The sequence below is a fragment of the Rhodococcus sp. LMD genome (assembly GCF_056108245.1).
In genome coordinates, this window is sequence record NZ_CM148557.1 from 1,364,921 (window position 1) to 1,387,330 (window position 22,410).

The window sequence follows — 22,410 nt, forward strand, 5'->3', positions numbered from 1 at the left end:
TCGCAGTCTGCCCTACCCCGGGGTGTTCGGGGCGGCCCGGGTTCACAGCGCGATGCTCGCGCCGCCGGCCTCCGCCAGCCGCACCATCTCGTCGAGGAAGGCCTCGTCCACGGCCGGCCAGTCCGGGGGCCACAACAGGGTGCGCAGCCGATCGCGTAGCAGGGGCAGGAGCGGCACCACGTGGGCCCCGCCGTCGACGAGGTAGCGGAGCATGCCCAGGCGCCCGCACGTCGCCACGGCGGGGGCCAGCACGTGCTGGGCCTCCTCGATCCGTCCGGCGGCGTGCAGGCACGCCACCAGCAGCCGCAGCGCCTGCAGTTCGGCGCGACGGCGGCCGCGTCCGGAGACGCGGCGGTGCCACAGCCGGGCCCACTCGCATGCCACGGCGGCGTCCTCGGGCCTGCCGCTGCCGTAGAGCAGCCGGATGGCGGTGGCGTCCTCCACCTGCGCGGTGATCTCGGCGACGCCGTCGGGGTCGGGGGCATCGGAATCGGGCATCTGTCGCGGGGCGGGCTGCGGCCCCGGCAGGCCGAGCCGCACGCGTTCGTTGACCACCCGGGCACGCAGTCGCGGCAGCCGATAGTCGTCGGCGGCCCGCGCTCCCTCGTCGAGCAGGGCCGCCGCGGCGACGCGGTCACCGCGCAGGGACTTGAGCCGCGCGGCCGTGACGAACCGGGCGATCATGAAGTCCGGTACGCCGCCCTCGGTTCCGAGCTCGTGACTTTCGTCGAGCAAGGCCTCGGCCTCGGTGATCCGGCCCTGTTCGTAGAGCAGCTCCCCGAGCATGGCGGCGGCCAGCCGCGCGGCGTGGGTGTGGATGCCGCCCACTTTGCGCGCGGCCCGCAGTCCCGCACGGAAATGTCCCTCGGCCGCGGCGACGTCGAGCTGCTCGTTGGCCGCGATGCCGAGCAGGCACTGCCCGTACACGCGGCTGAAGGGGCCGTTGGAGGCGCGGTGGTAGGGCTCGGCCCACCGCTGCCGCCGCCGGGCGGCTTCGAAGTCGAACCGGTAGATGTCCACGAAGGTCGCCACGTTCGCCGCGACGGACACCACCCACGGCCGGAAGGCGTCCGGATCGTCCAGGCACGGCGCGACCTTGTCCGCCACGTCGGCGATGCGGTCGGTGGAGACTGCGACGACACCCTCGACGACGTCGGCCTCGACCTGCAGGACCGCGATGTCCTCCGCCGCCGCATTGCAGCAGCTGAAACATCCCCGCGCCGCCGCGAGTGCGGTGCGGGTCTGGTTGGCCCGCTGCAGCAACGCGTTCGCCCACGCCACCGTCATCTGCAGCCGCGGGTGCGTGGCCACCACGCGGGGCGGTAGCTTCGCGACCAGCGCCAGCAGGGTCGTCATGTGGGAGTGCTCGATCAGGAACATCCCGTCGGCGGCGATGATGTCGACGGCGAGTTCCTGGTCGTCGGCGCTGAGCGCGTGGTCCACGGCCTCGCGCAGCATGTGCTGGTGTGCGAACCATTGCGCAGCGGCACGATGGAGCGGCTCCACGCGTTCGGGATGATCACGCTCGAGCCGACGGCGCAGGAAATCCGCGAACAGCCGGTGGTAGCGGAACCAGCTGCCCTCGTCGTCGACCCGGCGCAGGAACAGATCCCGGGCCTCGATCTGCTCGAGCATCGCCTGTCCGTGCAGGTCGCCGGTGAGCGCGGTGGCGAGGCTGCCGGTGATCTCGTCGGTGACGGACGTCGCGAGCAGGAACTCGTACACCTCCGGCTCGAGGGTGTCGAGCACGTTGTCTGCGAGGAACTCGCCGATGGCGTGGTGGCGGCCCGAGAGGTTCTCGATCAGATCGGTCGGGTCCTCGCTGTCGCGCAGGGACAGGGACACCAGTTGCAGCGCGGCGACCCAGCCGTCGGTGACTTCGGTCAGGCCCCGGATGTCCTCGAGTCCGAGGTCGAGGCCGCTCACGTCGCGTAGGAAGCCCTCGGCTTCCTCGGCGTCGAACCGCAAAGCCTCGGAGTCGATCTCGACGAGCTCGTCGAGGACCCGCATCCGGCTGAGCGGCAGCCCGGCCCGGCTTCGGCTGGTCACCACGAGCTGCAGGTGATGACATCCTCGGTCGAGGAGGAAGTCCAGTGCCGCGACGGTTCCCGGTGCGGTGACGAGGTGCCAGTCCTCGATCACCAAGGCCATCGGGGTCTCCTCGTGATGGATCTCGTCGATGAGGGTGGACAGGACGTACCGTTCGGCGTCGTCGCCGTGGGCCTCGAGCACCTGCCGCAGCTGGCGGGCGAACTGCGGACGCACCTGCCGGAACGCCTCGATCAGATGGGTGAGGAACCACACGACGTCGTTGTCGTCCCGGTCGACCGCGAGCCAGGCCACCGCGACGCCCTCGGCGGTGAGGACCTCCCGCCACTGTGCGGCCAGCGTCGACTTCCCGAATCCGGTCGGGGCATGGATCGCGACGAGGCGGCGGCGGCGGGCGAGGCGCAGCCGGTCGATGAGGTGGGTGCGCGGGACCAGCGGTCGGCTGGCGGCGTGCGGCCGGAACCGGGTCACCGGCACCGGCGGCGTGGTGATCGAGGTGGGCGTGAGGTGGGGTCCGGTGGTGTGCGGGGTTCCCGGGACGGGCAGCGGCCCGGGTCCGTCCGGATCCGCGGGCAGCGCCATCTCGTCCACGTCGCAGCCGCCCCGCTCCTGGGCCCGCTGCAGCAACTCCCCGAACTCCGCGGCGGACTGCGGACGGGCATCCGGATCGGTGGCCATGCCGCGTTCCAGGGCAGAGCACACCTCCTCGGGGACACCGGTGCCCCGCAGGTCCGGGACCGGTTCGGTGGTGATCCGCAGGAACTGCGTGACCACCTGTTCCCCGCGTCGCCGCTCGAAGGCCGCATGCCCGGTCAGTGCGCAGAACAGGGTGGCGGCCAGACCGTAGACGTCGGCGGCCGGGGTCGGCGGCGCGCCGGCCAGGATCTCGGGCGCGGTGAAGGCGGGGGAGCCCGTGATCGCGCCCGACGAGGTGCGGAAGCCGTCCGCGATTCGGGCGATGCCGAAGTCGGTGAGCTGCGGTTCGCCGTACTGGGTGAGCAGGATGTTCGCGGGTTTGACGTCGCGGTGCAGCACGTCGGTCCGGTGCGCCGTCTCGAGCGCGCCGGCGAGTTTGACGCCGATGCGCAGCACGTCCGGCCACGGCAGCGGCCCGTAGCGGCGGATGCGCGCCTCGAGCGAGTCGTGGGGGTGGTAGTGCATGACCAGGTAGGGCCGGCCGCTGCCGGTGGTGCCGACCTGCAGGACGGTGACGATGTGCGGATGCCCGGAGAGCCGGCCCATCGCGCGTTGCTCGCGGAGGAACCGGTCGAGGTTGTCGGCGTCGAGCGGGGCGGTGAGCACCTTCACCGCGACGGTGCGGTCGAGCGCCGTCTCCCGGCACCGGTACACCACCCCGAAACCACCACGGCCGATCTCGGTTGCGTCGGCGAACCCCGCGAGGCGCAGATCCTCGACGGTCTCGTCCTCCGCCGCGGCGGCGTGGGAGACCGTGGCTCGCTGGGTGGCGAGGGGATCGTTCTCGGCCATCGGGGCACTCACCTCACGTGGATTCCTCCAGGATAGTCCCGGGTGTGGCGGGCACGACACGGATGGATCGCCGGTTCTCCATTACCGTTGTCCGGCCGGGGCTCCCGGCAACGACGGCCGGATCTTCCGGGAAACGACACTGCGATCGGAATTGGGAAACGATGAAGAAGACTCTCGCGGCGCTGTTCGGTACGGGTGCGGTGCTGCTCGCGGCGGCCTGCGGATCGTCCGGTGACTCCGGCTCCGCAGCCGAGGGGACCACCGAGTCCACCACCGCCGCGCCGAGCACGAGCCAGGTCACCGGAAGCACCGGCATCGAGCTGGGCCAGAGCTACGACGAGATCTGCAGTGCCATGGTGCCGTACTTCGACCAGCTCGAATCCTGGGGGCAGGACCGTACCCAGGCCGCCGCCTCCGTCGCCGACGCGCAGAAGTCGCTGCCGGGGTGGGCGGAGCTGAGCGAGGAGCAGCAGGCCGACACCCTGCGCGCCATCGAGAATGCCGGCAAGGGGCAGTGCTGACCGGCGACCCCGCTGCCGGCGACGAGCTGTTCGCCCGGTTGCGGCGCCTCCCCGATGTGGAGGCGCCCAATCTGGTGGCCGTCGACGCCGCCGACAGGTTGATTCTCGACGAGGCCGGCGCCGCGCTCGCCGCGGCGCCGGCCGGGACCGTCGCGGTGATCGACGACCACTACGGAGCCCTCACCCTCGGCGTCGCCGTGCGGCACTCCGCGTCAGGGATCCGGGTTCACCAGGACTCGGTGGTGGGGGAGCGGGCCCTGGCCGCGAACGCCGCCCGCGAAGGACTGACCGATCGTTACACCACGCACGACCTCGGTAGCGATCTGCTCACCGGGGCCCGGGTGGTGCTGCTGCAGTTGCCGCGGTCGCTCGCCGCGCTCACCGAGATCGCCGAGACCGTCGCCCGGTACGCCGACCCCGGCGTCACGGTGTTCGCCGGTGGCCGCGACAAACACATCACGCCCGCGATGAACGAGGTATTGGCCCGCTGCTTCACGGAGGTACGCGCCTCCCGCGGCCGGCAGAAGTCGCGGGTGCTCACCGCCCGCGGCCCGATCGCGACCGAGCCGACCTACCCGGTGACCGGCACGGTGCCCGAGGCCGGGCTGACCGTCGTCGCGCACGGAGCGGCGTTCGCCGGCCCTCGCCTGGACATCGGCACCCGCTTCCTGCTGGACTTCGTGCCCCGGCTGCCGCGTGACGCGAGGACCGCCGTCGACCTCGGCTGCGGCACGGGCATCCTGGCCGTCGCCGCGGCCCGGCAGTTCCCCGGCCTGCGGGTGACCGCCACCGACCAGTCCGCTGCGGCGGTCGCCTCGGCCGCCGCCACCGCCGCCGCGAACGACGTCGCCGACCGGGTCGAGGTACTGCGCGACGACGTCGCCGGGACGCTGCCGGATGCCTCCGTGGACGTGGTGCTGTGCAATCCGCCGTTCCACGTCGGCGCCGCGGTGCACACCGGTGCCGCCGTGAAAATGTTCGACGCGGCGGCCCGGCTGCTGCGTCCGGGCGGTGAACTGTGGGCCGTCTACAACACCCACCTGAACTACCGTGGGATCCTGCAGCGGACGATCGGCCGCACGGAAGTTGCAGGACGCAACCGTAAGTTCACCGTGACCAGGTCCGTGCGCACCCGGTAGAGTCCGGTTTGTCCGTGCTCGGCTCGGGTCCGGGAACCCCCGGCGTCCGCGGATCGTTGAACGGACAGAACCGACCACCAGAAGGGATGTGCACGGTGCGCACCACCAGTAACCCGGTGTTCCGCAACCTGCCCAAGCAAGAGGGCGGCGGATACGCCACGTTCGGCTCTGCGACGGCGGGCGCCGCGCAGGTCACCCAGCAATTCGGCCAGCCGCAGTACGCGCCGACGGATCCGTGGGCCCGGCCCACCACCGAGCGGTCGATGACGATCGACGACGTCGTCACCAAGACCGGCATCACACTCGGTGTGCTGGCGGTCTCCGCGCTGATCTCCTACGTCCTCGTCAACGGCAACGTGAACCTCGCCGCGCCGTTCGTCATCGGCGGCGGTCTCATCGGCCTGGTCCTGGTCCTCGTGGCCACCTTCGGCCGCAAGATGGACAACCCGGCCATCGTCTTGGCCTATGCCGTGGCCGAGGGCTTCTTCCTCGGCGCGCTCTCGTTCATGTTCACCGACATCACCTTCGGTGGCGCCGGTGGCGGAACCCTGATCGTCCAGGCGGTGCTCGGCACGTTCGGCGTGTTCTTCGGCATGCTCGTCGTCTACCGCACCGGGGCGATCCGCGTGACCCCGCGCCTGACCCGCATGATCATCGGCGCCCTGATCGGCGTCCTCGTCCTGGCGCTGGGCAACCTCGTTGCGAGCTTCTTCATCGACGGCGGCCTCGGCCTGCGCGACGGCGGCACCCTGGCGATCGTCTTCAGCCTCGTCTGCATCGGCATCGCCGCGTTCAGCTTCCTGCTGGACTTCGACGCCGCCGATCAGCTCATCCGCGCCCAGGCGCCGGAGAAGGCCGCATGGGGCGTCGCCTTCGGTCTGACCGTCACCCTGGTCTGGCTGTACGTCGAGATCCTGCGCCTGCTGTCGTACTTCCAGAACGACTAGCCCAGCTCTCCGGCCACCGTGCCGACCGCGGGCCCCGGGAACACCCGTTCCCGGGGCCCGCGGCGTGTCCGGGGCAGCCACAGCCGCGCGGCCGCCGACGTCTGCGGCGGCACCGGCACCGGGCCGCCGGACCAGAGACCGAGCCCGGCGGCCAGCACCGGCAGCAGGTGACCGGCTGCAAGCTCGTATCCCGCGGCCGAGGGATGAAATCCGTCCGCGGAGAACAGGTGGTCGGGCGCGGACAGGAACTCGGGCGTCAGCAGGTCGGCCAGCGGCACCGGCTGCCCGCCGGCCGCGCGCGTCGCCGCGGCCTGCGCGCGGGCCAGTTGCCGCCCCCACGTCCGTACCACGGTTCGCAGCGGCTGGGGAATCGCACCGACCACCCCCAGATCGGGACACGTACCGACGACGACGACGGCGCCGCTCGTGCGCAGACGCCGCACCGCCGAGCCCAGTCGCTGTGCCGAGCGGTGCAGCGACAGTTTCGCGGTCACGTCGTTGGCCCCGACCAGGATCACGGCCGCGTCGGGCGGCGGACCCGCCACGTACATCGCGTCGACCTGCCCGGCCAGTCCCCGCGACGTGGCGCCGGCGATGGCCTTCGTACCGAGCCGGACGCTGCGGCCCGACTCGTCGGCCAGCGCCCTGGCCAGCAGCACTCCCGGCACCTCCGCCGCGCTCGCGCAGCCCAGGCCGGCCGCCGTCGAATCCCCGAAGATCATCAGGTGCAGGTCGAACGGCACGCCGCGGCGCCACGGCACCGGGGACTGCGCTCCGGGCAGGTACACCCCGTCCGCCTCGGGCGGCTTCGCCCAGGTACGGCCGATGACACCTCTCGCTACCGTCGCCTGGCGCATCAGGTACGTGTACGTGAGCCAGGAGGCGCCGCCGGCGCCGGAGCCGGCGGCGACGGCCGTCGCGCCGGCCAACGCCGCGGTGCGCCACGAGGTTCGGGGCACGGGAGATCACCTTTCCGAGCAGACGGCCCTGGAGTTGCAGACGGCCCTGAGGTTGCCGTGTCCAGTGTGCGTCGAATCCGCCGCTCGAGCAGCCGGAACGCCGTCGTGCGCCGGCATCTGAGAGCATGGAGGAATGCGCATCGCGGATTCCGTCGTCGACCTCATCGGAAACACCCCGCTGGTCAAGCTCAACTCGGTGACGACACCGGGTTCGGGCGTGGTCGCGGCAAAGATCGAGTACCTCAACCCGGGCGGCAGCTCGAAGGACCGCATCGCCGTCAAGATGGTCGATGCCGCCGAGAAGTCCGGTGCACTGAAGCCGGGCGGCACCATCGTCGAACCGACGTCCGGCAACACCGGAATCGGTCTCGCGCTCGTCGCCCAGCAGCGCGGCTACAAGTGCGTGTTCGTGTGCCCCGACAAGGTCAGCGAGGACAAGCGCAACGTGCTGCGCGCGTACGGTGCCGAGGTCGTGGTGTGCCCGACCGCGGTGCCCCCGGAGCACCCCGACAGCTACTACACCGTCTCCGATCGTCTCGCCCGTGAACTGCCGGGTGGCTGGAAGCCGGACCAGTACTCCAACCCGGCCGGTCCGGAGAGCCACTACGAGACCACCGGCCCGGAGATCTGGCGCGACACGGACGGCAAGGTGACCCATTTCGTCGCCGGCGTCGGCACCGGTGGCACCATCACCGGCACCGGCCGCTACCTCAAGGAGGTCTCGGGCGGCAAGGTCAAGGTGATCGGCGCCGACCCGGAGGGCTCCGTGTACTCCGGCGGCACCGGCCGTCCGTACCTCGTCGAGGGCGTCGGCGAGGACTTCTGGCCCAGCGCCTACGACCCGTCGATCCCCGACGAGATCATCGCCGTCTCCGACGCCGACTCGTTCGACATGACCCGCCGGCTCGCCCGCGAGGAGGGCCTGCTCGTCGGCGGGTCGTGCGGCATGGCCGTCGTCGCCGCCCTGCGGGTCGCCGAGCGTGAGGGGCCGGACGCCCTCGTCGTGGTGCTGCTGCCCGACGGTGGCCGCGGCTACATGTCGAAGATCTTCAACGACAAGTGGATGGCCTCGTACGGCTTCCTGCGGGCCCCGCTCGACGGCAAGCCCGACGATTCGACCGTCGGCGACGTCCTGCGCAGCAAGTCCGGCGAGCTGCCCGCGCTGGTGCACACGCATCCGTCCGAGACGGTCCGCGACGCCATCGAGATCCTGCGCGAATACGGTGTCTCGCAGATGCCGGTCGTGGGCGCCGAGCCGCCCGTCACCGCCGGTGAGGTCGCGGGCAGCGTCAGCGAGCGGGAACTGCTCAGCGCCGTCTTCGAGGGCCGCGCGCGGCTGGCCGACCCCGTCGCGAAGCACATGAGCCCGACCCTGCCGCTGATCGGGGTCGGCGAGTCGATCGCCGCCGCCACGAAGGCGTTCGGCGATACCGACGCGCTGCTGGTCATCGACGACGGCAAGCCCGTGGGCGTGATCACCCGCCACGACCTGCTCGGGTTCATCAGCGCCGGTTCGTAACGGCTGCGGCGGCGGGCCGGGGAGCCTTCCCCGGCCCGCCGTCCTTCCGTCCCGCGGCTAGGCTGAGCCGCATGAGTGAGCAGCGCAGCCACGGATTCTCCACCCGAGCGATCCACGCCGGATACGATCCCGACCCGGCCACCGGTGCCGTCAACGTCCCCATCTATGCGAGTTCGACGTTCGCGCAGGACGGCGTCGGTGGGATGCGCGGCGGCTTCGAGTACGCCCGCACCGGCAACCCCACCCGCAAGCCGCTCGAGGCGAATCTCGCGGCCATCGAGGCGGGAACGTTCGGCCGGGCCTTCAGTTCCGGCATGGCCGCCACCGACTGCCTGCTGCGTTCGGTGCTGCGCCCCGGCGATCATCTCGTCATCCCCAACGACGCCTACGGCGGCACCTTCCGGCTGATCGACAAGGTGTTCACGCAGTGGGGCATCGAGTACACGCCGGCGCCGATCTCCGACGTCGACGCCGTGCGAGAGGCGATGCGGCCCACCACCAAACTGGTGTGGGTCGAGACCCCGACGAACCCCCTGCTCAACATCGGCGACATCGCGGCACTCGCCGACGTCGCGCACACCGGTGGGGCGAAGATCGTCGTCGACAACACGTTCGCGTCGCCGTACCTGCAGCAGCCGCTGACCCTGGGTGCCGACGTCGCGCTGCACTCGACCACCAAGTACCTCGGCGGCCACTCCGACGTCGTCGGTGGTGCGCTGGTGACGAACGACGAGGAGCTGGACGCGAAGTTCGCGTTCCTGCAGAACGGCGCGGGCGCCGTCCCGGGCCCGTTCGACGCGTACCTGACGATGCGCGGTATCAAGACGCTGGCCCTGCGCATGGAACGGCACAGCGACAACGCCGAGAAGATCGTCGAGTTGCTCGACGGGCATCCCGCCGTCACCCGGGTGATCTACCCCGGCCACGAGTCGCATCCGGATCACGCCGTCGCCTCGAAGCAGATGCGCCGGTTCGGCGGCATGATCTCGCTGCGTCTGGCCGGGGGCAAGCAGGCCGCCCTCGACTTCTGCGCACGCACCGAGATCTTCACGCTCGCGGAGTCCCTCGGGGGTGTGGAGTCGCTGATCGAGCACCCGGGCGCGATGACGCACGCCTCGACGGCCGGGTCGCTGCTCGAGGTTCCGGACGATCTGGTGCGCCTGTCGGTGGGTATCGAGGATGCCGCCGACCTCCTCGCGGACGTCGAGCAGGCGCTCACGGCCTGACGGGGCGTCGGCCGGCCGGGTGTGCGAGCGGCGACGACCATGTTGCTGTAACTTCAAGTCCCGTGTGTGTGGCGCGTCACAAGTCCGGAACTAGAACGCGTTCTCGCATATATATGATATGGATGTAACGAACCGCATCGGTGATCGAGATCACACAGTACGGTGAAGTCGTTCGTCAGAGGGATGGGGAGTTCGCGAATGTCAGTTGACCCGTCGGCGGTGATTGTGGCGGTAGCCACGGCGGCGAGCGCCCTGGTACAGGGAGTGGACATCCCGGAGCATCTGGAGGAACAGGTCACGCAGGTGATCGAGTCGTTCCAGGCGTCCGCCGAATCGTCGGCCGCGGCCACCGATCAGCAGGTCACCGACCTCGTCGCGGCGCTGCCCGAGCCGATGCGCCCGGCCGCCGAGCAGGCCGTGGCGGATGCGACGTCGGCCGCGAAGGACGCGCTGATGCCGCATCTGCCGCCGGAGGCGGTCGCGGTGCTCGAACCACCGGCCGAGAATCCGGTACAGGCCGCGCCCCCGCAGGCGCCGTCGGTGCTGGCCCCGGCCGCGCCGGCGGGGCGGCCGTCCGTGTTCGGCGCCCCCGCCCCCGGCGCTGCGACGGGCAGCGGTGCGTGGGGGTCGGCACCGGGCGGGGTGGGGACCGGCGGCGCGGCGGTGACGTTGCCGTCGATCCCGGCGATCCTGCCCGGCACGAACCTGGCGCCGATCGGGGCGATCGCGGTGTTCGCGCCGTGGCTGCGCAAGGCCGGGAAGTTGTGCGAGGGGGTCGGGGCGCCGGTGCTGGCGGCGTTGTATTCGGCGGAGAACGGTTTCCGGTACGGACCGAGCGCCCCCGTCTCGCCGGTGGGTGCGAAGGGGCCGGGGCAGTTCATGCCCGGTACGTGGGATGCCTACGGCAAGGACGCCGACGGGGACGGGCGGGCCGACGTGCTCGGCATCGCCGACCCGGTGATGGCGTCCGGGAATCTGCTGTGCGACAACTACCGGCAGATCGAGCAGTGGAAGGCACAGGGAGTGGTGCGCGGCGACACCCTCGACCTCACGCTCGCGGCGTACAACGCCGGTCTCGGGGCCGTGCGCCGATCCGGGGGCATGCCGTCCGGCCTACCGGACTACGAGAACCAGACCAAGCCGTACGTGGCGAAGATCCGGGCGACCGAGATGGTGTTCGCGCGGCTGCTCTCCCCGTTCTTCGGGCTCGGGTTGCCGGGGATGACCGAGACCGGCAACCGGGTGGTGGATCTGGCGTTCCGGTATCTGGGGCTGCCGTATGTGTGGGGCGGCGGCAACATCAACGGTCCGTCCGGCGGCGGGTTCGACTGTTCGGGCCTGACGTCGTACGCGGTGTACGCGGCGACGGGGGTGACGTTGCCGCGTACGTCGCAGACGCAGTGGCGGGTCGGAACCGAGATTCCGATCGAACTGGCCCGGCCGGGAGATCTGGTGTTCGGAAACTGGCAGTCCGACGGACCCGGGCACGTGGGCATCTACATCGGCGGCGGCCAGATGGTGCATGCCCCGACGTTCGGAGACGTGGTGCGCGTCGGCGCGGTCTTCCCCGGCATGAAGGCCCGCCGTCTGATCTGAGGTGACGTACGCGAGAAGGGTCCGACCGGAGGCGCCGGTCGGACCCTTCTCGCATGTCGGTCGAGCCGCACGACGGCTCGCCGTCGGTCAGCTGTGGTACGGCTCCGCGCTGACGAGCGTCACCTTCATGGTGCTGCCGTTGGGGAGCGTGTACTCGCGGGTCTCGCCGACCTTCGCGTCGATCAGGGCACCGCCCAGCGGGGAGCTGGGGGAGTAGATCTCGATCTCGTTGCCCCGGGCGCCCTCCTCGCGGGTGGCGATGAGGAACGTCTCCTTGTCGCTTTCGTCGCCGTCGTAGTAGACCGTGACGACCGAGCCGGGCAGCGCGACGCCGGACTGCGTGGGCGCGACACCGACCTTCGCGTTGTTCAGCAGTTCCTGCAGCTGACGAATCCGGGCCTCTTGCTGACCCTGCTCCTCGCGAGCGGCGTGGTATCCACCGTTCTCCTTGAGGTCGCCCTCCTCGCGGCGCTCGTTGATCTCGGCCGCGATGACGGGACGATTCGCGATGAGCTGGTCGAGTTCTGCCTTGAGTCGGTCGTACGACTCCTGTGTCAGCCAGGTCACCTGGGTCTCGGTCATCCTCGATCACTTCCTTCGGGTTGGAGCTCCCGGCTCCGTCGACTGGTCGCCGCAACTCGCAGCGACGACGGCAACGCGGATCCCTCGAACGTTCCCCCCAAGCCAGTGGCGAACAGGACCGCACTGCTTCCTATGCAGCAATACACGGCCCCAAAGGGTGGAACCGTGTATCAGGCAATTCTAGCACCAACGTGGTCGCGACCACGGAATCCGCAGCGTGCGGTCAGTGCGCGCGCAGGTATTCGGGCACCTCGAAGCTGCAGCCGTACATGTCCGCCATGCCCGGCCGCTGCGACGTGACCACCGGCGCGTCCATCAGCAGGGTGCCGGACTCGGACGACGGGATCAGCACCTCGCGCCGGCCCGTCTCGGATCCGTCCTTCGACCGCGAGCGGATGATGCACACCGCCTCCTGCGACGGGTCCTTCCGCGTCACGGTGAACTGCACCTGCACGGTCGAGTCGTCGACGACGGTGTAGGTGACGACCTCGCTCTCGATGTCCGGGGTGCCGAACTTCTGGTAGAGCAGGAACGCCGCGAGCACCCCGGCGACGAGCCCGACGGCGACCAGTGCCCACAGCCAGGTGCGGCGGGATCCGCCCGTCGCCGGGTAGCGGTCGGTCGGGTAGCGGTCGGTCGGGGTGGTGTCGGTCATCACACTTACTTTCGTGCACCCGCGGGCGCAGCGGGGGCGTGGCTGACGAGGGACGTGTCAGGTGGAACTATAGGGGAGGAACCTAGGACACCGGCCCGCAGTGCCGGTGGTCCGGGTAGCGACGATGCAGCCGACGGCGAGGTGGAGGAAAGACGTGAGCGGACTACGGCTCATGGCCGTGCATGCCCATCCCGATGACGAGTCGAGCAAGGGTGCCGCCACGACGGCCCGCTATGCCGCGGAAGGGCACGAGGTGCTGGTGGTCACCCTGACCGGGGGTGAACGCGGCGACATTCTCAACCCCGCGATGGACATCCCCGGGATCCGGGACCGCATGCCCGAGGTCCGGCGCGAGGAGATGGCCGCGGCCGCCCGCATCCTGGGGGTGCAGCAGCGGTGGCTCGGGTTCGTCGACTCGGGGCTGCCGGAGGGCGACCCGAAGCCGCCGCTGCCCGAGGGTTGCTTCGCGCTGGTGCCGCTCGAGGAACCGACCCGCAAGCTCGTCGAGGTGATCCGGGAGTTCCGGCCGCACGTGATGACCACGTACGACGAGAACGGCGGCTACCCGCACCCCGACCACATCCGGTGCCACGAGGTGTCCGTCGCGGCGTACGAGGCGGCCGGTGACCCGGACCGCTTCCCCGAGGCCGGACCGGCGTGGAAGGTGCAGAAGCTGTACTACTCGCACGGGTTCATCCGCAAGCGCCTGGAGCTGTTCCGCGAGGAGTACGAGCGGCGGGGCGAGCCGTTCCCGATGGAGGAATGGCTCAAGCGGTGGCGCACCGAGCAGGGCGACATCATGGCGCGGGTGACCACGCAGATCACCTGCAGCGACTACTTCCCGAAGCGGGACGACGCGCTCCGCGCCCACGCGACGCAGATCGATCCCAACGGCTCCTTCTTCGCCGTGCCGCTGGACATCCAGCAGAAGGTGTGGCCGACGGAAGAATTCGAATTGGCCAAGACCCGCGTGCACACGGCGATCCCCGAAACGGATCTGTTCGCGGGCATCGAGGACGGACAGGTGAGATGACGGTAGGCATGCTGGCGGCCGAGGTCCTGGCCCAGGACCCCACCGGCCCCGAATTCGGCAAGGCGTCGCCGCTCGGTCTCGCGCTCATCGTGATCCTGCTCGTGGCCACCGCCCTGCTGATCCGCTCGATGAACAAGCGGCTCGGCAAGCTGCCGGAGACGTTCGAGCCCGAGCACCCCGAGCCGGACCAGGCCGCGGACGAGGGGACCGATCGCGGGGCCGCGGAGAGCCGCAAACCCGACCACCCCCAGCCCCCGATGGCCACGAACTGACGGACGCGTCGTGACACCCCCGGAGGCCTCGGCGCCCGACACCCGCCACCGGAACACCCTCGGCGAGGCGACCAGCCCCTACCTGCGGCAGCACGCCGACAATCCGGTGCACTGGCACCAGTGGGGCGAGGAGGCGCTGAGCTGGGCCCGCGAGCGGGACGTGCCGGTTCTGCTCTCCGTGGGGTACGCGGCGTGCCACTGGTGCCACGTGATGGCGCACGAGTCGTTCGAGGACGAGGCCACCGCCGCGTCGATGAACGAGCACTTCGTGTGCATCAAGGTCGACCGGGAGGAACGCCCGGACATCGACGCGATCTACATGAACGCCACCGTCGCGATGACCGGGCAGGGCGGCTGGCCGATGACGTGCTTCCTCACCCCGGACGGCGCTCCGTTCTACTGCGGCACCTACTACCCGAAGATGCCGCGCGGCGGCATGCCGTCGTTCGCCCAGCTGCTCGAGGCGATCTCCGACACCTGGCGCAACCGTCGCGCAGACGTGCACCGCTCCGCCGTGGCGATCGTCTCGGAACTGCGCCGCGGCAGCGGCGGGCTCGCGCCCGGCGAGCGGCCGGTGGACGCCGCCCTGCTCGATGCCGCCGACGCCTCCGTCGCCGCCGACGAGGACGCGGTGCACGGCGGGTTCGGGGGCGCCCCGAAGTTTCCGCCGTCCGCGCTGCTCGAGGGCCTGCTGCGCGGATACGAGCGCAGCGGGAACCCGGCCGTGCTCTCCCTCGTCGAACGGACGGCCGAGGCGATGGCGCGCGGCGGCATCTATGACCAGCTGGCCGGCGGTTTCGCCCGCTACAGCGTCGACGCCGGGTGGGTGGTTCCGCACTTCGAGAAGATGCTCTACGACAACGCGCTGCTGTTGCGGATGTACGCGCACCTCGCGCGACGGACGTCGGCGCCCTGGGTGCGACGGGTCACCGAGGAGACCGTCGAGTTCCTGCTGCGGGACCTGCGCACCGCCGGACGATGCTTCGCCTCGGCGCTCGACGCCGACACCGACGGGGTCGAGGGCCTGACCTACGTGTGGACACCCGCGCAGCTGGCCGAGGTCCTCGGTGACGACGACGCGCAGTGGGCGGCCGAGCTGTTCACCGTGACCGGCGCCGGCACCTTCGAACACGGCTCGTCGGTGCTGCAGCTGCTCGCCGAGCCGGACGATGCCGAACGCTACGAGCGGGTGCGGGCCGAGCTGTTCGCCGCCCGGCTGCAGCGTCCGCAACCCGGCCGCGACGACAAGGTCGTCACGGCGTGGAACGGTTTCGCGATCACCGCGCTGGCCGAGGCCGGCGCCGCGTCCGGTCGGGCCGACTGGGTCGAGGCGGCCGTCGACTGCGCGCGGGCACTGCTCGACCTGCACGTGGTGGACGGACGGCTGCGACGGGCCTCCCTCGGCGGCACGGTCGGTGCCCCGGCGGGTGTGCTCGAGGACTACGGCGCCCTCGTCACCGCCCTGCTCGCGGTGTACCAGGCGACGGGTGACGCCGCGTGGCTGAGCCCGGCCCGGGAGCTCGCCGACGTGGCGCTGACCCATTTCCAGGATCCGGCACGGCCCGGTAGTTGGTTCGACACCGCCGACGATGCCGAAACCCTGGTGGCGCGGCCGCGGGATCCGATCGACAGCGCCACCCCGTCGGGGGCGGCGCTGATCTGCGAAGCCCTGCTCACCCTCGCCGCGGTCGTGCCCGAGGACCCGCGGTACACGGATGCGGCGGACGCGTCGCTGCGGTCCGCGGTGGTGCTGCTCGAACGGGCGCCGCGTTCGGCCGGGCACTGGCTGGCCGTCGCCGAGGCGGCGGTGCGCGGACCCGTCCAGGTGGCGGCGGTCGGCGGCGGCGAACTGCTCGCCGTCGCGCGGCAGGCAGCTCCCGGCGGCGCCGTCGTGGTCGGCGGGGATCCGGACTCGTCACCGTTGCTGGCCGACCGACCGCTGGTCGACGGACGTCCGGCGGCGTACGTGTGCCGCGGATACGTGTGCGACCGGCCCGTCACGACGGCGGCCGAACTGCGCGCGGCGCTCTCGGCCTGAGCGATCCGGGTCTCAGCCGGCGCGGGACGAGGTCAGCAGTGCCGGCAGCGGGGCATCGATGCTGTTGTCGTCGAACGCCTCGAGCACGGCGCGGGCGATCGCGCGCTGCACGGCCCACTGCTTGCCGGCACGGGTGCGCACGGTGATCCGCAGCGTCACCGATTCGGGGGTGACGGAGTTGACGCCGAGCATCTCGGGCGGCTCGAGGATGTCGCGGGCCAGGTCGTCGCGTTCGACGGTCTCGAGCGCGGCGCGCAGCGCCACCTCGCACGCCCGGTGCACGTTGGCGGCGTGCGCGATGGGGGCGTCGACGACGGCGACGGCGTAACCCTGGCTCATGTTCCCCACGCGCAGGATCTCGCCGTTGCGGCAGTACCAGAGGGTGCCGCTGATGTCGCGGACGGTGGTGACCCGCAGGCCGACCGATTCCACGGTGCCGACCGCGTCGCCCAGGTCGACGACGTCGCCGACGCCGTACTGGTCCTCGAGCAGCATGAACATCCCGGAGATGAAGTCACGCACCAGGTTCTGCGCACCGAAACCGAGCGCGACGCCGACGATGCCGGCGGAGGCGATGAACGGTGCGACGTTGAGTCCGAGGGTGCCGAGTATCTGCAGGACGCACCAGACGAGCAGCACGACGGAGACGCCGGACTCGAGCACCGAGCCGATCGTCTCGGCGCGCTGCGTGCGCCGCTCGTTGACCAGCACCCCCGGCAGACCCTTCGGGGCGCGCTCCTGGAAGGGGCGGAGCAGGCCGGGCTTGCTGCTCTGGTGTCGCGGCTTCGTCATCCGGTCGATGAACCGGTGCAGCACAAACCTCAGGATCAGCGCCGCCAGGACGTATCCCGCGATCGCCAGCGGCCGCTCGACGAGCCACTCCCGGTTGGTGTCGGTCAGTTCGAATGCCAGTCGCTGAACAGTCATCCCGGCCGAGTCTACGGATCCGCGACGCGGCTGCCACCGATGTGATCTTCGTCCGATCGGGTTTACCCGAACACCACCAGCCACACGGCGACGGCGTGACAGAGGGCGGCGAGCACGGTCGCCGCGTGGAAGAACTCGTGGTAGCCGAAGACGTGCGGCCAGGGGTCGGGCCACTTGGTGGCGTAGAGGATCGCGCCGATGCTGTAGAGGATCCCCCCTACCAGCAGCAGCACCATCGCGGCGATGCCCGCCTCGTCGATCAGCTGGCCGGCGACGGGGACGATCGCCCAGCCGAGCAACAGGTACAGCGGGACACCCACCCAGCGGGGCGCGGTGGGCCAGAGCATCTTCAGGGCCACGCCGGCGAGGGCCCCGGTCCACACCACCGTCAGCAGCGTGCGGCCGGTGTCCGGGGGCAGCGCCAGCGTCGCGAAGGGGGTGTAGCTGCCGGCGATGAACAGGAAGATCATCGAATGGTCCGCGCGTTTCATCCACGTGCGCGCCCGCGGGTCGTGCCAGTGGACCCGGTGGTAGAGGGCGCTCACGCCGAACACCCCGCACACGGTGAGGCTGTAGATCACCGTCGACCAGCCCGCGGGCGGATCGGCCACGGTCTGCGACAGGACCACCAGCACGGCGCCGGCCACCACGGCCACGCCGAACGCCCACAGATGGATCCAGCCGCGCATCCGCGGCTTCACGGGCAGTTCGTCGATCCCGAATACCGTCATGGCCGGGCCTCCCTTCGGTACCGAAGAGTAACCTACGCTTCCGTAACTTTCTCGGCGTGTCGGGGCGGGGGCGGGGAGCCGCGTTCGAGGGACGCACCCGACCGCCGTCGCGCCCGGAGGACATCGTGAGCGTAATGTGACCCGCGTGGTGATCTCGGGGTGAACGCGCGCGGCCTGCTGTACCAGCTCTACGAACGACGGCTGCTGAGCAAGCTGGACGGCGCCCAGCACCCCCGGCACGTCGCCGTGATGTGCGACGGCAACCGTCGCTGGGCCCGCGAGAACGGGTTCACCGACGTCAGTCACGGGCACCGGATGGGCGCACTCAAGATCGCCGAACTGCTGAGCTGGTGCGATGCCGCCGGCATCGAGCGGGCCACCATCTACCTGCTCTCCACGGAAAATCTGCAGCGTGAACCCGAGGAGCTCGAGGCGCTGCTCGAGATCATCACCGACGTCGTCGAGGAGATCTCCGGCCCGGAACAGAACTGGAGCGTGAAGATCGTCGGCACGCTCGACCTGCTGCCGGACGAACTGAGCCGGCGCCTGAGCGAGGCCGCCGAGCGCACGCAGGGCCGGACCGGCACCCACGTCAACGTCGCGGTCGGCTACGGCGGCCGGCAGGAGATCGCCGACGCCGTGCAGGCCCTGCTGCGGGCCAAGCAGCGCGAGGGGCTCGACGGCGAGGGCCTGGTCGAGGCCGTCACGGTCGAGGCCATCAGCGATCATCTCTACACCTCGGGGCAGCCCGACCCCGACCTGGTCATCCGGACCTCCGGCGAGCAACGGCTCTCGGGCTTCCTGCTGTGGCAGAGCGCGTACTCCGAGATCTGGTTCACCGAGGCCTACTGGCCGGAGTTCCGGCGCGTCGACTTCCTGCGCGCGCTGCGCGACTTCGCGGCGCGGCACCGCCGCTTCGGCGCCTAACCGCCGGTGCGTCCTTTGGGCTGTCCCCGCAGCCCAAAGGACGCACCGGCGGCGAAGCCGCCTACAGCTTGCGCAGGCGCAGACGGTTGATCGAATGGTCGGAGTCCTTGCGCAGGACCAGCGTTGCGCGCGGCCGCGTCGGCAGGATGTTCTCCACCAGGTTCGGCCGGTTGATCGAGTGCCAGATCTCCTTCGCGGCGCCCACGGCGTCGCGGTCCGACAGGTTCGCGTAGTGGTGGAAATGCGCCTCGGGATCGGAGAATGCCGTCTTGCGGAGCGCGAGAAACCGCTCCACATACCATTTCTCGATGTCCTCGAGGCGGGCGTCGACGTAGATCGAGAAGTCGAACAGGTCCGACACCATCAGCCGCGGACCGGTCTGCAGGACGTTCAGGCCCTCGATGATGAGGATGTCCGGTTGCCGCACCACGTGATACTGGCCCGGGATGATGTCGTAGGAGATGTGCGAGTACACCGGGGCCGCCACCTCCGCGGCGCCGGACTTGACCTCGGTGACGAACCGGAGCAGTTTGCGCCGATCGTAACTCTCCGGAAACCCCTTGCGATGCATGATGTTCCGTCGCATCAGCTCCCGGGACGAGTACAGGAAGCCGTCGGTGGTCACCAGGTCCACCCGAGGGTGGTGTTCCCAGCGCGCCAGCAGTGCCTGCAGCACGCGCGCCGTGGTCGACTTGCCGACCGCGACCGAGCCGGCCACTCCGATCACGAACGGCACCTGCTGGTCCGGATGCTTCTCGCCGAGGAACGTGGCGGTCGCGGCGAACAGTCGCTGTCGCGCGGCGACCTGCAGATGGATCAGACGGGCCAGCGGAAGGTACACCTCCGCCACCTCCGCCAGATCGATCTGCTCGCCGAGGCCCCGCAGGCCGCGCAGCTCCTCCTCGGTCAGCACCAGCGGCGTCGACTTGCGCAGCGTCCGCCACTGCTTGCGGTCGAACTCGACGTACGGACTCGGCTCGCTCAGACGCGCCACCGGCACACTCCCGACTCGACGGGCCCGGCGGCACACCCCGGGTATGGCTCGCAGCGAAGGATGTCCATATCGGCCGATTGTGCTCGCTGACACATCCGCTCGCTGCGCGGGGTCCGGTTTCCGGGGTCGCCGACGGGCCGGGGGCCGGTTCGGGGGACTAGGGTGCGAGGGCATGGACCCGGACTCGCTGGTGCGTGAATACCTCCTGCTCGGCTTGGCGTTCGACCGGCTCGAGGAGGGTTTCGTCGACGCCTTCACCGGCGACCCGGAGCTGCGTCGCCGGGTGGAGAACGCGCCGGCCCCGGACCCTCGTGACTTGTCCCACACCGCACGGCGGCTGCGTGCCGAGCTGCCCGCGACGGGGCTCTCGGGTGAGCGCACCCGCTTCCTCGACGTGCACCTGCGCGCCCTCGACTGCTCGGCCCGCAAGTTCGCCGGCGAGGACATCGCCTTCGTCGAGGAGGTCGAGGCCTACTTCGACGTGCGTATCGGCCTGGGCGACGAGGACGCGTACCGCGACGCCCACCGGCGGATCGACGCGCTGCTGCCCGGCACTGGCCCGCTGGCCGAGCGGCTGCAGGCCCACCGCAAGTCCGAGGTCGTCCCTGCCGACCGCCTCGCCGAGTGCGTGGACGCATTCTCGAGCGCCCTGCGCGACAAGGTCCGCGCGGTGTTCCCGCTACCCGAGACCGAAACCGTCGAGTACGAGGTGGTCGGCGACAAGCCGTGGTCCGGGTTCAACTACTACCTGGGCCGCTACCGCTCCCGCGTCGCGATCAACTCCGATCTCGACCAGCACATGTCGCACCTGCCGCGGCTGATCGCGCACGAGTCCTATCCCGGCCACCACACCGAACATTGCCGCAAGGAGGCCGGACTGGTCGCCGGGGGGCACGACGAGCAGACCCTCTTCGTCGTGAACACCCCGCAGTGCCTCATGGCCGAGGGACTGGCAGACCTCGCGCTGGAGACGATCGTCGGACCGGGCTGGGGGCGGTGGGCGCAGGACATCTACGCCGACCTGGGCCTGCGGTTCGACGGTGAGCTCGCCGAGAAGCTGCACGAGGCGTCGGCCGGGTTGCTGAGCGTCCGCCAGGACGCCGCTCTGCTCCTGCACGACCGGGGACGCACCGGCGACGAGGTCGTCGCCTTCCTGCAGCGGTGGTCGTTGTCGAGTCCGGAACGGGCCCGGCAGTCGCTCCGCTTCCTGTCGTCGCCGTTGTGGCGCGCCTACATCAGCACCTACGTCGAGGGGTACCGCCTGCTCGGCGGCTGGCTGGCGCAGGCCCCGGCGGGCCCGGAACGCGTCGAACGGTTCCGTCGCCTGCTCGACGAACCCCTGGTGCCCGGCGTCCTGCGGTGCGAGCAGTCGTGACCTGCGCCGTCGCCCGAGGGGACCGGGTTCCTGGACCGGGGGTCGGGTTCGTAGACTGGTAGGTGAATTCCCGCCGTCCCCAGCTTGGAGAAACCTCGATGACCGTTGTGCCCGGCACCGACGTCAACACCGCCTCGCTCGCAGATCTCGACCCCGAGCTGGCGCAGGCCATGGCCGGCGAGCTGTCGCGCCAGCGTGACACGCTCGAGATGATCGCGTCGGAGAACTTCGTGCCGCGCGCGGTGCTCCAGGCGCAGGGCAGCGTGCTCACCAACAAGTACGCCGAGGGATACCCGGGACGCCGCTACTACGGCGGCTGCGAGAACGTCGACATCGTCGAGGACCTCGCCCGCACCCGCGCCAAGGAACTGTTCGGCGCCGAGTTCGCGAACGTCCAGCCCCACTCGGGCGCGCAGGCCAATGCGGCCGTGCTGATGGCGCTGATGAACCCGGGCGAGAAGCTGCTGGGGCTCGACCTCGCCCACGGCGGGCACCTGACCCACGGCATGAAGCTGAACTTCTCCGGCAAGCTGTACGACGTCGCCTCCTACGGGGTCAGCAAGGAGGACCACCGCGTCGACATGGACGAGGTCCGCTCGATCGCGCTGGCCGAGAAGCCGAAGGTCATCGTCGCCGGATGGTCCGCGTACCCGCGGCACGAGGACTTCGCGGCGTTCCGCTCCATCGCCGACGAGGTCGGTGCCTACCTGTGGGTCGACATGGCGCACTTCGCCGGTCTCGTCGCCGCCGGGCTGCACCCGTCGCCGGTGCCGTACGCGGACGTCGTGTCCACCACCGTCCACAAGACCCTCGGCGGTCCGCGCTCGGGTCTGATCCTCGCAAAGCAGGAGTGGGCCAAGAAGATCAACTCCGCGGTGTTCCCGGGCCAGCAGGGCGGCCCGCTCATGCACGTCATCGCCGCGAAGGCCGCCGCGCTGAAGATCGCCGCGAGCGAGGAGTTCAAGGACCGGCAGCGCCGGACCGTCTCCGGCGCGCAGATCCTCGCCGAGCGGCTGATGCAGTCCGACGTCACCGACAAGGGCATCACCGTGCTGACCGGCGGCACCGATGTGCACCTCGTCCTCGTCGACCTGCGTAATTCGCAGCTCGACGGCCAGCAGGGCGAGGACCTGCTGCACGAGATCGGCATCACCGTCAACCGCAACGCGGTGCCGTTCGATCCGCGTCCCCCGATGGTCACCTCCGGCCTGCGCATCGGCACCCCTGCGCTGGCCACCCGCGGCTTCGGGGACGAGCAGTTCACCGAGGTCGCCGACATCATCGCGGCCGCACTGACGGGTGCATCCGACGCCGCGACGCTGCGCGGCCGGGTGAGCGCGCTCGCCGCCGCCGCGCCGCTGTACCAGGGTCTCGAGGACTGGAAACTGATCTAGGCGCGGCGCCCGGCACGTGCCGGGATTGCCACGTTTAC

Annotated in this window: 19 protein-coding genes; 12 read left to right on the top strand and 7 right to left on the bottom strand. The window is 70.6% G+C overall.

What is annotated here, in order from left to right; all coding sequences use genetic code 11:
* Positions 1–42: 42 nt before the first annotated feature.
* Positions 43–3,537 carry a protein kinase domain-containing protein gene (locus tag ACWPQI_RS06445; protein ID WP_474738837.1) on the bottom strand — a complete coding sequence of 1,165 codons (3,495 nt, stop codon included), beginning with the start codon at positions 3,535–3,537 and terminating at the stop codon, positions 43–45.
* 161 nt (positions 3,538–3,698) lie between these two features.
* Between ACWPQI_RS06445 and ACWPQI_RS06450 the strand changes: the two genes are divergently transcribed.
* The 3 genes from ACWPQI_RS06450 (at position 3,699) to ACWPQI_RS06460 (ending at position 6,144) form a co-directional block, all read left to right on the top strand.
* The gene (locus tag ACWPQI_RS06450; RefSeq protein WP_003935094.1) at positions 3,699–4,058 is read left to right on the top strand and encodes a hypothetical protein; all 360 of its coding nucleotides are present in this window, start codon (positions 3,699–3,701) and stop codon (positions 4,056–4,058) included.
* Complete coding sequence (locus ACWPQI_RS06455) at positions 4,052–5,197, top strand: class I SAM-dependent methyltransferase (RefSeq protein ID WP_059174839.1); 1,146 nt, start codon at positions 4,052–4,054, stop codon at positions 5,195–5,197. The genes ACWPQI_RS06450 and ACWPQI_RS06455 overlap by 7 nt, the downstream gene beginning before the upstream one ends.
* A 95-nt stretch (positions 5,198–5,292) precedes the next feature.
* On the top strand, positions 5,293–6,144 hold the full coding sequence (locus ACWPQI_RS06460) for a Bax inhibitor-1/YccA family protein (RefSeq protein WP_202637511.1): 852 nt from the start codon (positions 5,293–5,295) through the stop codon (positions 6,142–6,144).
* Here the strand turns inward: ACWPQI_RS06460 and ACWPQI_RS06465 are convergent.
* A complete protein-coding gene (locus tag ACWPQI_RS06465; protein ID WP_040274553.1) occupies positions 6,141–7,103 on the bottom strand; it encodes an SGNH/GDSL hydrolase family protein in 963 nt (320 codons plus the stop codon). The two genes, ACWPQI_RS06460 and ACWPQI_RS06465, sit on opposite strands and share 4 nt — an antisense overlap.
* A gap of 133 nt (positions 7,104–7,236) precedes the next feature.
* Between ACWPQI_RS06465 and ACWPQI_RS06470 the strand changes: the two genes are divergently transcribed.
* From ACWPQI_RS06470 to ACWPQI_RS06480, 3 genes are all read left to right on the top strand, one after another.
* Positions 7,237–8,622 carry a cystathionine beta-synthase gene (locus ACWPQI_RS06470; protein ID WP_040274555.1) on the top strand — a complete coding sequence of 462 codons (1,386 nt, stop codon included), beginning with the start codon at positions 7,237–7,239 and terminating at the stop codon, positions 8,620–8,622.
* A gap of 71 nt (positions 8,623–8,693) precedes the next feature.
* Complete coding sequence (locus ACWPQI_RS06475; protein WP_040274557.1) at positions 8,694–9,848, top strand: cystathionine gamma-synthase; 1,155 nt, start codon at positions 8,694–8,696, stop codon at positions 9,846–9,848.
* 198 nt (positions 9,849–10,046) lie between these two features.
* Positions 10,047–11,444, top strand: coding sequence for a bifunctional lytic transglycosylase/C40 family peptidase (locus tag ACWPQI_RS06480; protein WP_026137643.1), 1,398 nt, complete (start codon positions 10,047–10,049; stop codon positions 11,442–11,444).
* An 87-nt stretch (positions 11,445–11,531) separates the two neighbouring features.
* On the opposite strand, the gene greA is transcribed toward ACWPQI_RS06480, so the two are convergent.
* Both greA and ACWPQI_RS06490 read right to left on the bottom strand, forming a co-directional pair.
* Complete coding sequence (gene greA / locus ACWPQI_RS06485; RefSeq protein ID WP_003935085.1) at positions 11,532–12,026, bottom strand: transcription elongation factor GreA; 495 nt, start codon at positions 12,024–12,026, stop codon at positions 11,532–11,534.
* Positions 12,027–12,249: 223 nt separating this feature from the next.
* Positions 12,250–12,681: a DUF4307 domain-containing protein gene (locus tag ACWPQI_RS06490; protein WP_017680284.1), complete on the bottom strand. Its 432-nt coding sequence runs from the start codon at positions 12,679–12,681 to the stop codon at positions 12,250–12,252.
* Between the two features lie 154 nt (positions 12,682–12,835).
* Between ACWPQI_RS06490 and mca the strand changes: the two genes are divergently transcribed.
* The 3 genes from mca to ACWPQI_RS06505 are packed head-to-tail and all read left to right on the top strand — an operon-like array spanning position 12,836 to position 16,024.
* Positions 12,836–13,714, top strand: a complete 879-nt coding sequence (mca, locus tag ACWPQI_RS06495) for a mycothiol conjugate amidase Mca (RefSeq protein WP_026137642.1) — start codon at positions 12,836–12,838, stop codon at positions 13,712–13,714.
* On the top strand, positions 13,711–13,986 hold the full coding sequence (locus tag ACWPQI_RS06500) for a hypothetical protein (RefSeq protein ID WP_006940388.1): 276 nt from the start codon (positions 13,711–13,713) through the stop codon (positions 13,984–13,986). The genes mca and ACWPQI_RS06500 overlap by 4 nt, the downstream gene beginning before the upstream one ends.
* Positions 13,987–13,996: 10 nt before the next feature.
* Positions 13,997–16,024 carry a thioredoxin domain-containing protein gene (locus tag ACWPQI_RS06505; protein ID WP_048771873.1) on the top strand — a complete coding sequence of 676 codons (2,028 nt, stop codon included), beginning with the start codon at positions 13,997–13,999 and terminating at the stop codon, positions 16,022–16,024.
* A gap of 12 nt (positions 16,025–16,036) precedes the next feature.
* On the opposite strand, the gene ACWPQI_RS06510 is transcribed toward ACWPQI_RS06505, so the two are convergent.
* Together ACWPQI_RS06510 and trhA are read right to left on the bottom strand one after the other, a co-directional pair.
* Complete coding sequence (locus ACWPQI_RS06510) at positions 16,037–16,951, bottom strand: mechanosensitive ion channel family protein (RefSeq protein WP_010592883.1); 915 nt, start codon at positions 16,949–16,951, stop codon at positions 16,037–16,039.
* A 62-nt stretch (positions 16,952–17,013) separates the two neighbouring features.
* Positions 17,014–17,682, bottom strand: coding sequence for a PAQR family membrane homeostasis protein TrhA (gene trhA, locus ACWPQI_RS06515; protein ID WP_010592882.1), 669 nt, complete (start codon positions 17,680–17,682; stop codon positions 17,014–17,016).
* Between the two features lie 159 nt (positions 17,683–17,841).
* Between trhA and ACWPQI_RS06520 the strand changes: the two genes are divergently transcribed.
* Complete coding sequence (locus ACWPQI_RS06520; RefSeq protein WP_010592881.1) at positions 17,842–18,609, top strand: isoprenyl transferase; 768 nt, start codon at positions 17,842–17,844, stop codon at positions 18,607–18,609.
* Positions 18,610–18,670: 61 nt separating this feature from the next.
* Here the strand turns inward: ACWPQI_RS06520 and coaA are convergent, their stop codons facing one another.
* Entirely contained in the window at positions 18,671–19,603 is a 933-nt protein-coding gene (coaA, locus tag ACWPQI_RS06525) for a type I pantothenate kinase (protein WP_003935077.1), read from the bottom strand.
* Positions 19,604–19,775: 172 nt separating this feature from the next.
* On the opposite strand from coaA, the gene ACWPQI_RS06530 reads away from it, so the two are divergent.
* Together ACWPQI_RS06530 and glyA are read left to right on the top strand one after the other, a co-directional pair.
* Positions 19,776–20,978 (top strand): hypothetical protein, encoded by a 1,203-nt coding sequence (locus ACWPQI_RS06530; protein ID WP_010592880.1) that lies wholly within the window; start codon positions 19,776–19,778, stop codon positions 20,976–20,978.
* 98 nt (positions 20,979–21,076) lie between these two features.
* A complete protein-coding gene (gene glyA / locus ACWPQI_RS06535) occupies positions 21,077–22,372 on the top strand; it encodes a serine hydroxymethyltransferase (protein ID WP_040274567.1) in 1,296 nt (431 codons plus the stop codon).
* The last annotated feature ends 38 nt before the right edge of the window (positions 22,373–22,410 follow it).

Excerpts from the sequence above, each read along its gene's own strand:
- ACWPQI_RS06445 (WP_474738837.1), bottom strand. The coding sequence starts at position 3,537 with ATGGCCGAGAACGATCCCCTCGCCACCCAGCGAGCCACGGTCTCCCAC.
- ACWPQI_RS06450 (WP_003935094.1), top strand. The coding sequence starts at position 3,699 with ATGAAGAAGACTCTCGCGGCGCTGTTCGGTACGGGTGCGGTGCTGCTC.
- ACWPQI_RS06470 (WP_040274555.1), top strand. The coding sequence starts at position 7,237 with ATGCGCATCGCGGATTCCGTCGTCGACCTCATCGGAAACACCCCGCTG.
- ACWPQI_RS06475 (WP_040274557.1), top strand. The coding sequence starts at position 8,694 with ATGAGTGAGCAGCGCAGCCACGGATTCTCCACCCGAGCGATCCACGCC.
- ACWPQI_RS06480 (WP_026137643.1), top strand. The coding sequence starts at position 10,047 with ATGTCAGTTGACCCGTCGGCGGTGATTGTGGCGGTAGCCACGGCGGCG.
- greA (WP_003935085.1), bottom strand. The coding sequence starts at position 12,026 with ATGACCGAGACCCAGGTGACCTGGCTGACACAGGAGTCGTACGACCGA.
- ACWPQI_RS06490 (WP_017680284.1), bottom strand. The coding sequence starts at position 12,681 with ATGACCGACACCACCCCGACCGACCGCTACCCGACCGACCGCTACCCG.
- ACWPQI_RS06500 (WP_006940388.1), top strand. The coding sequence starts at position 13,711 with ATGACGGTAGGCATGCTGGCGGCCGAGGTCCTGGCCCAGGACCCCACC.
- ACWPQI_RS06510 (WP_010592883.1), bottom strand. The coding sequence starts at position 16,951 with ATGACTGTTCAGCGACTGGCATTCGAACTGACCGACACCAACCGGGAG.
- trhA (WP_010592882.1), bottom strand. The coding sequence starts at position 17,682 with ATGACGGTATTCGGGATCGACGAACTGCCCGTGAAGCCGCGGATGCGC.
- ACWPQI_RS06530 (WP_010592880.1), top strand. The coding sequence starts at position 19,776 with ATGGACCCGGACTCGCTGGTGCGTGAATACCTCCTGCTCGGCTTGGCG.
- glyA (WP_040274567.1), top strand. The coding sequence starts at position 21,077 with ATGACCGTTGTGCCCGGCACCGACGTCAACACCGCCTCGCTCGCAGAT.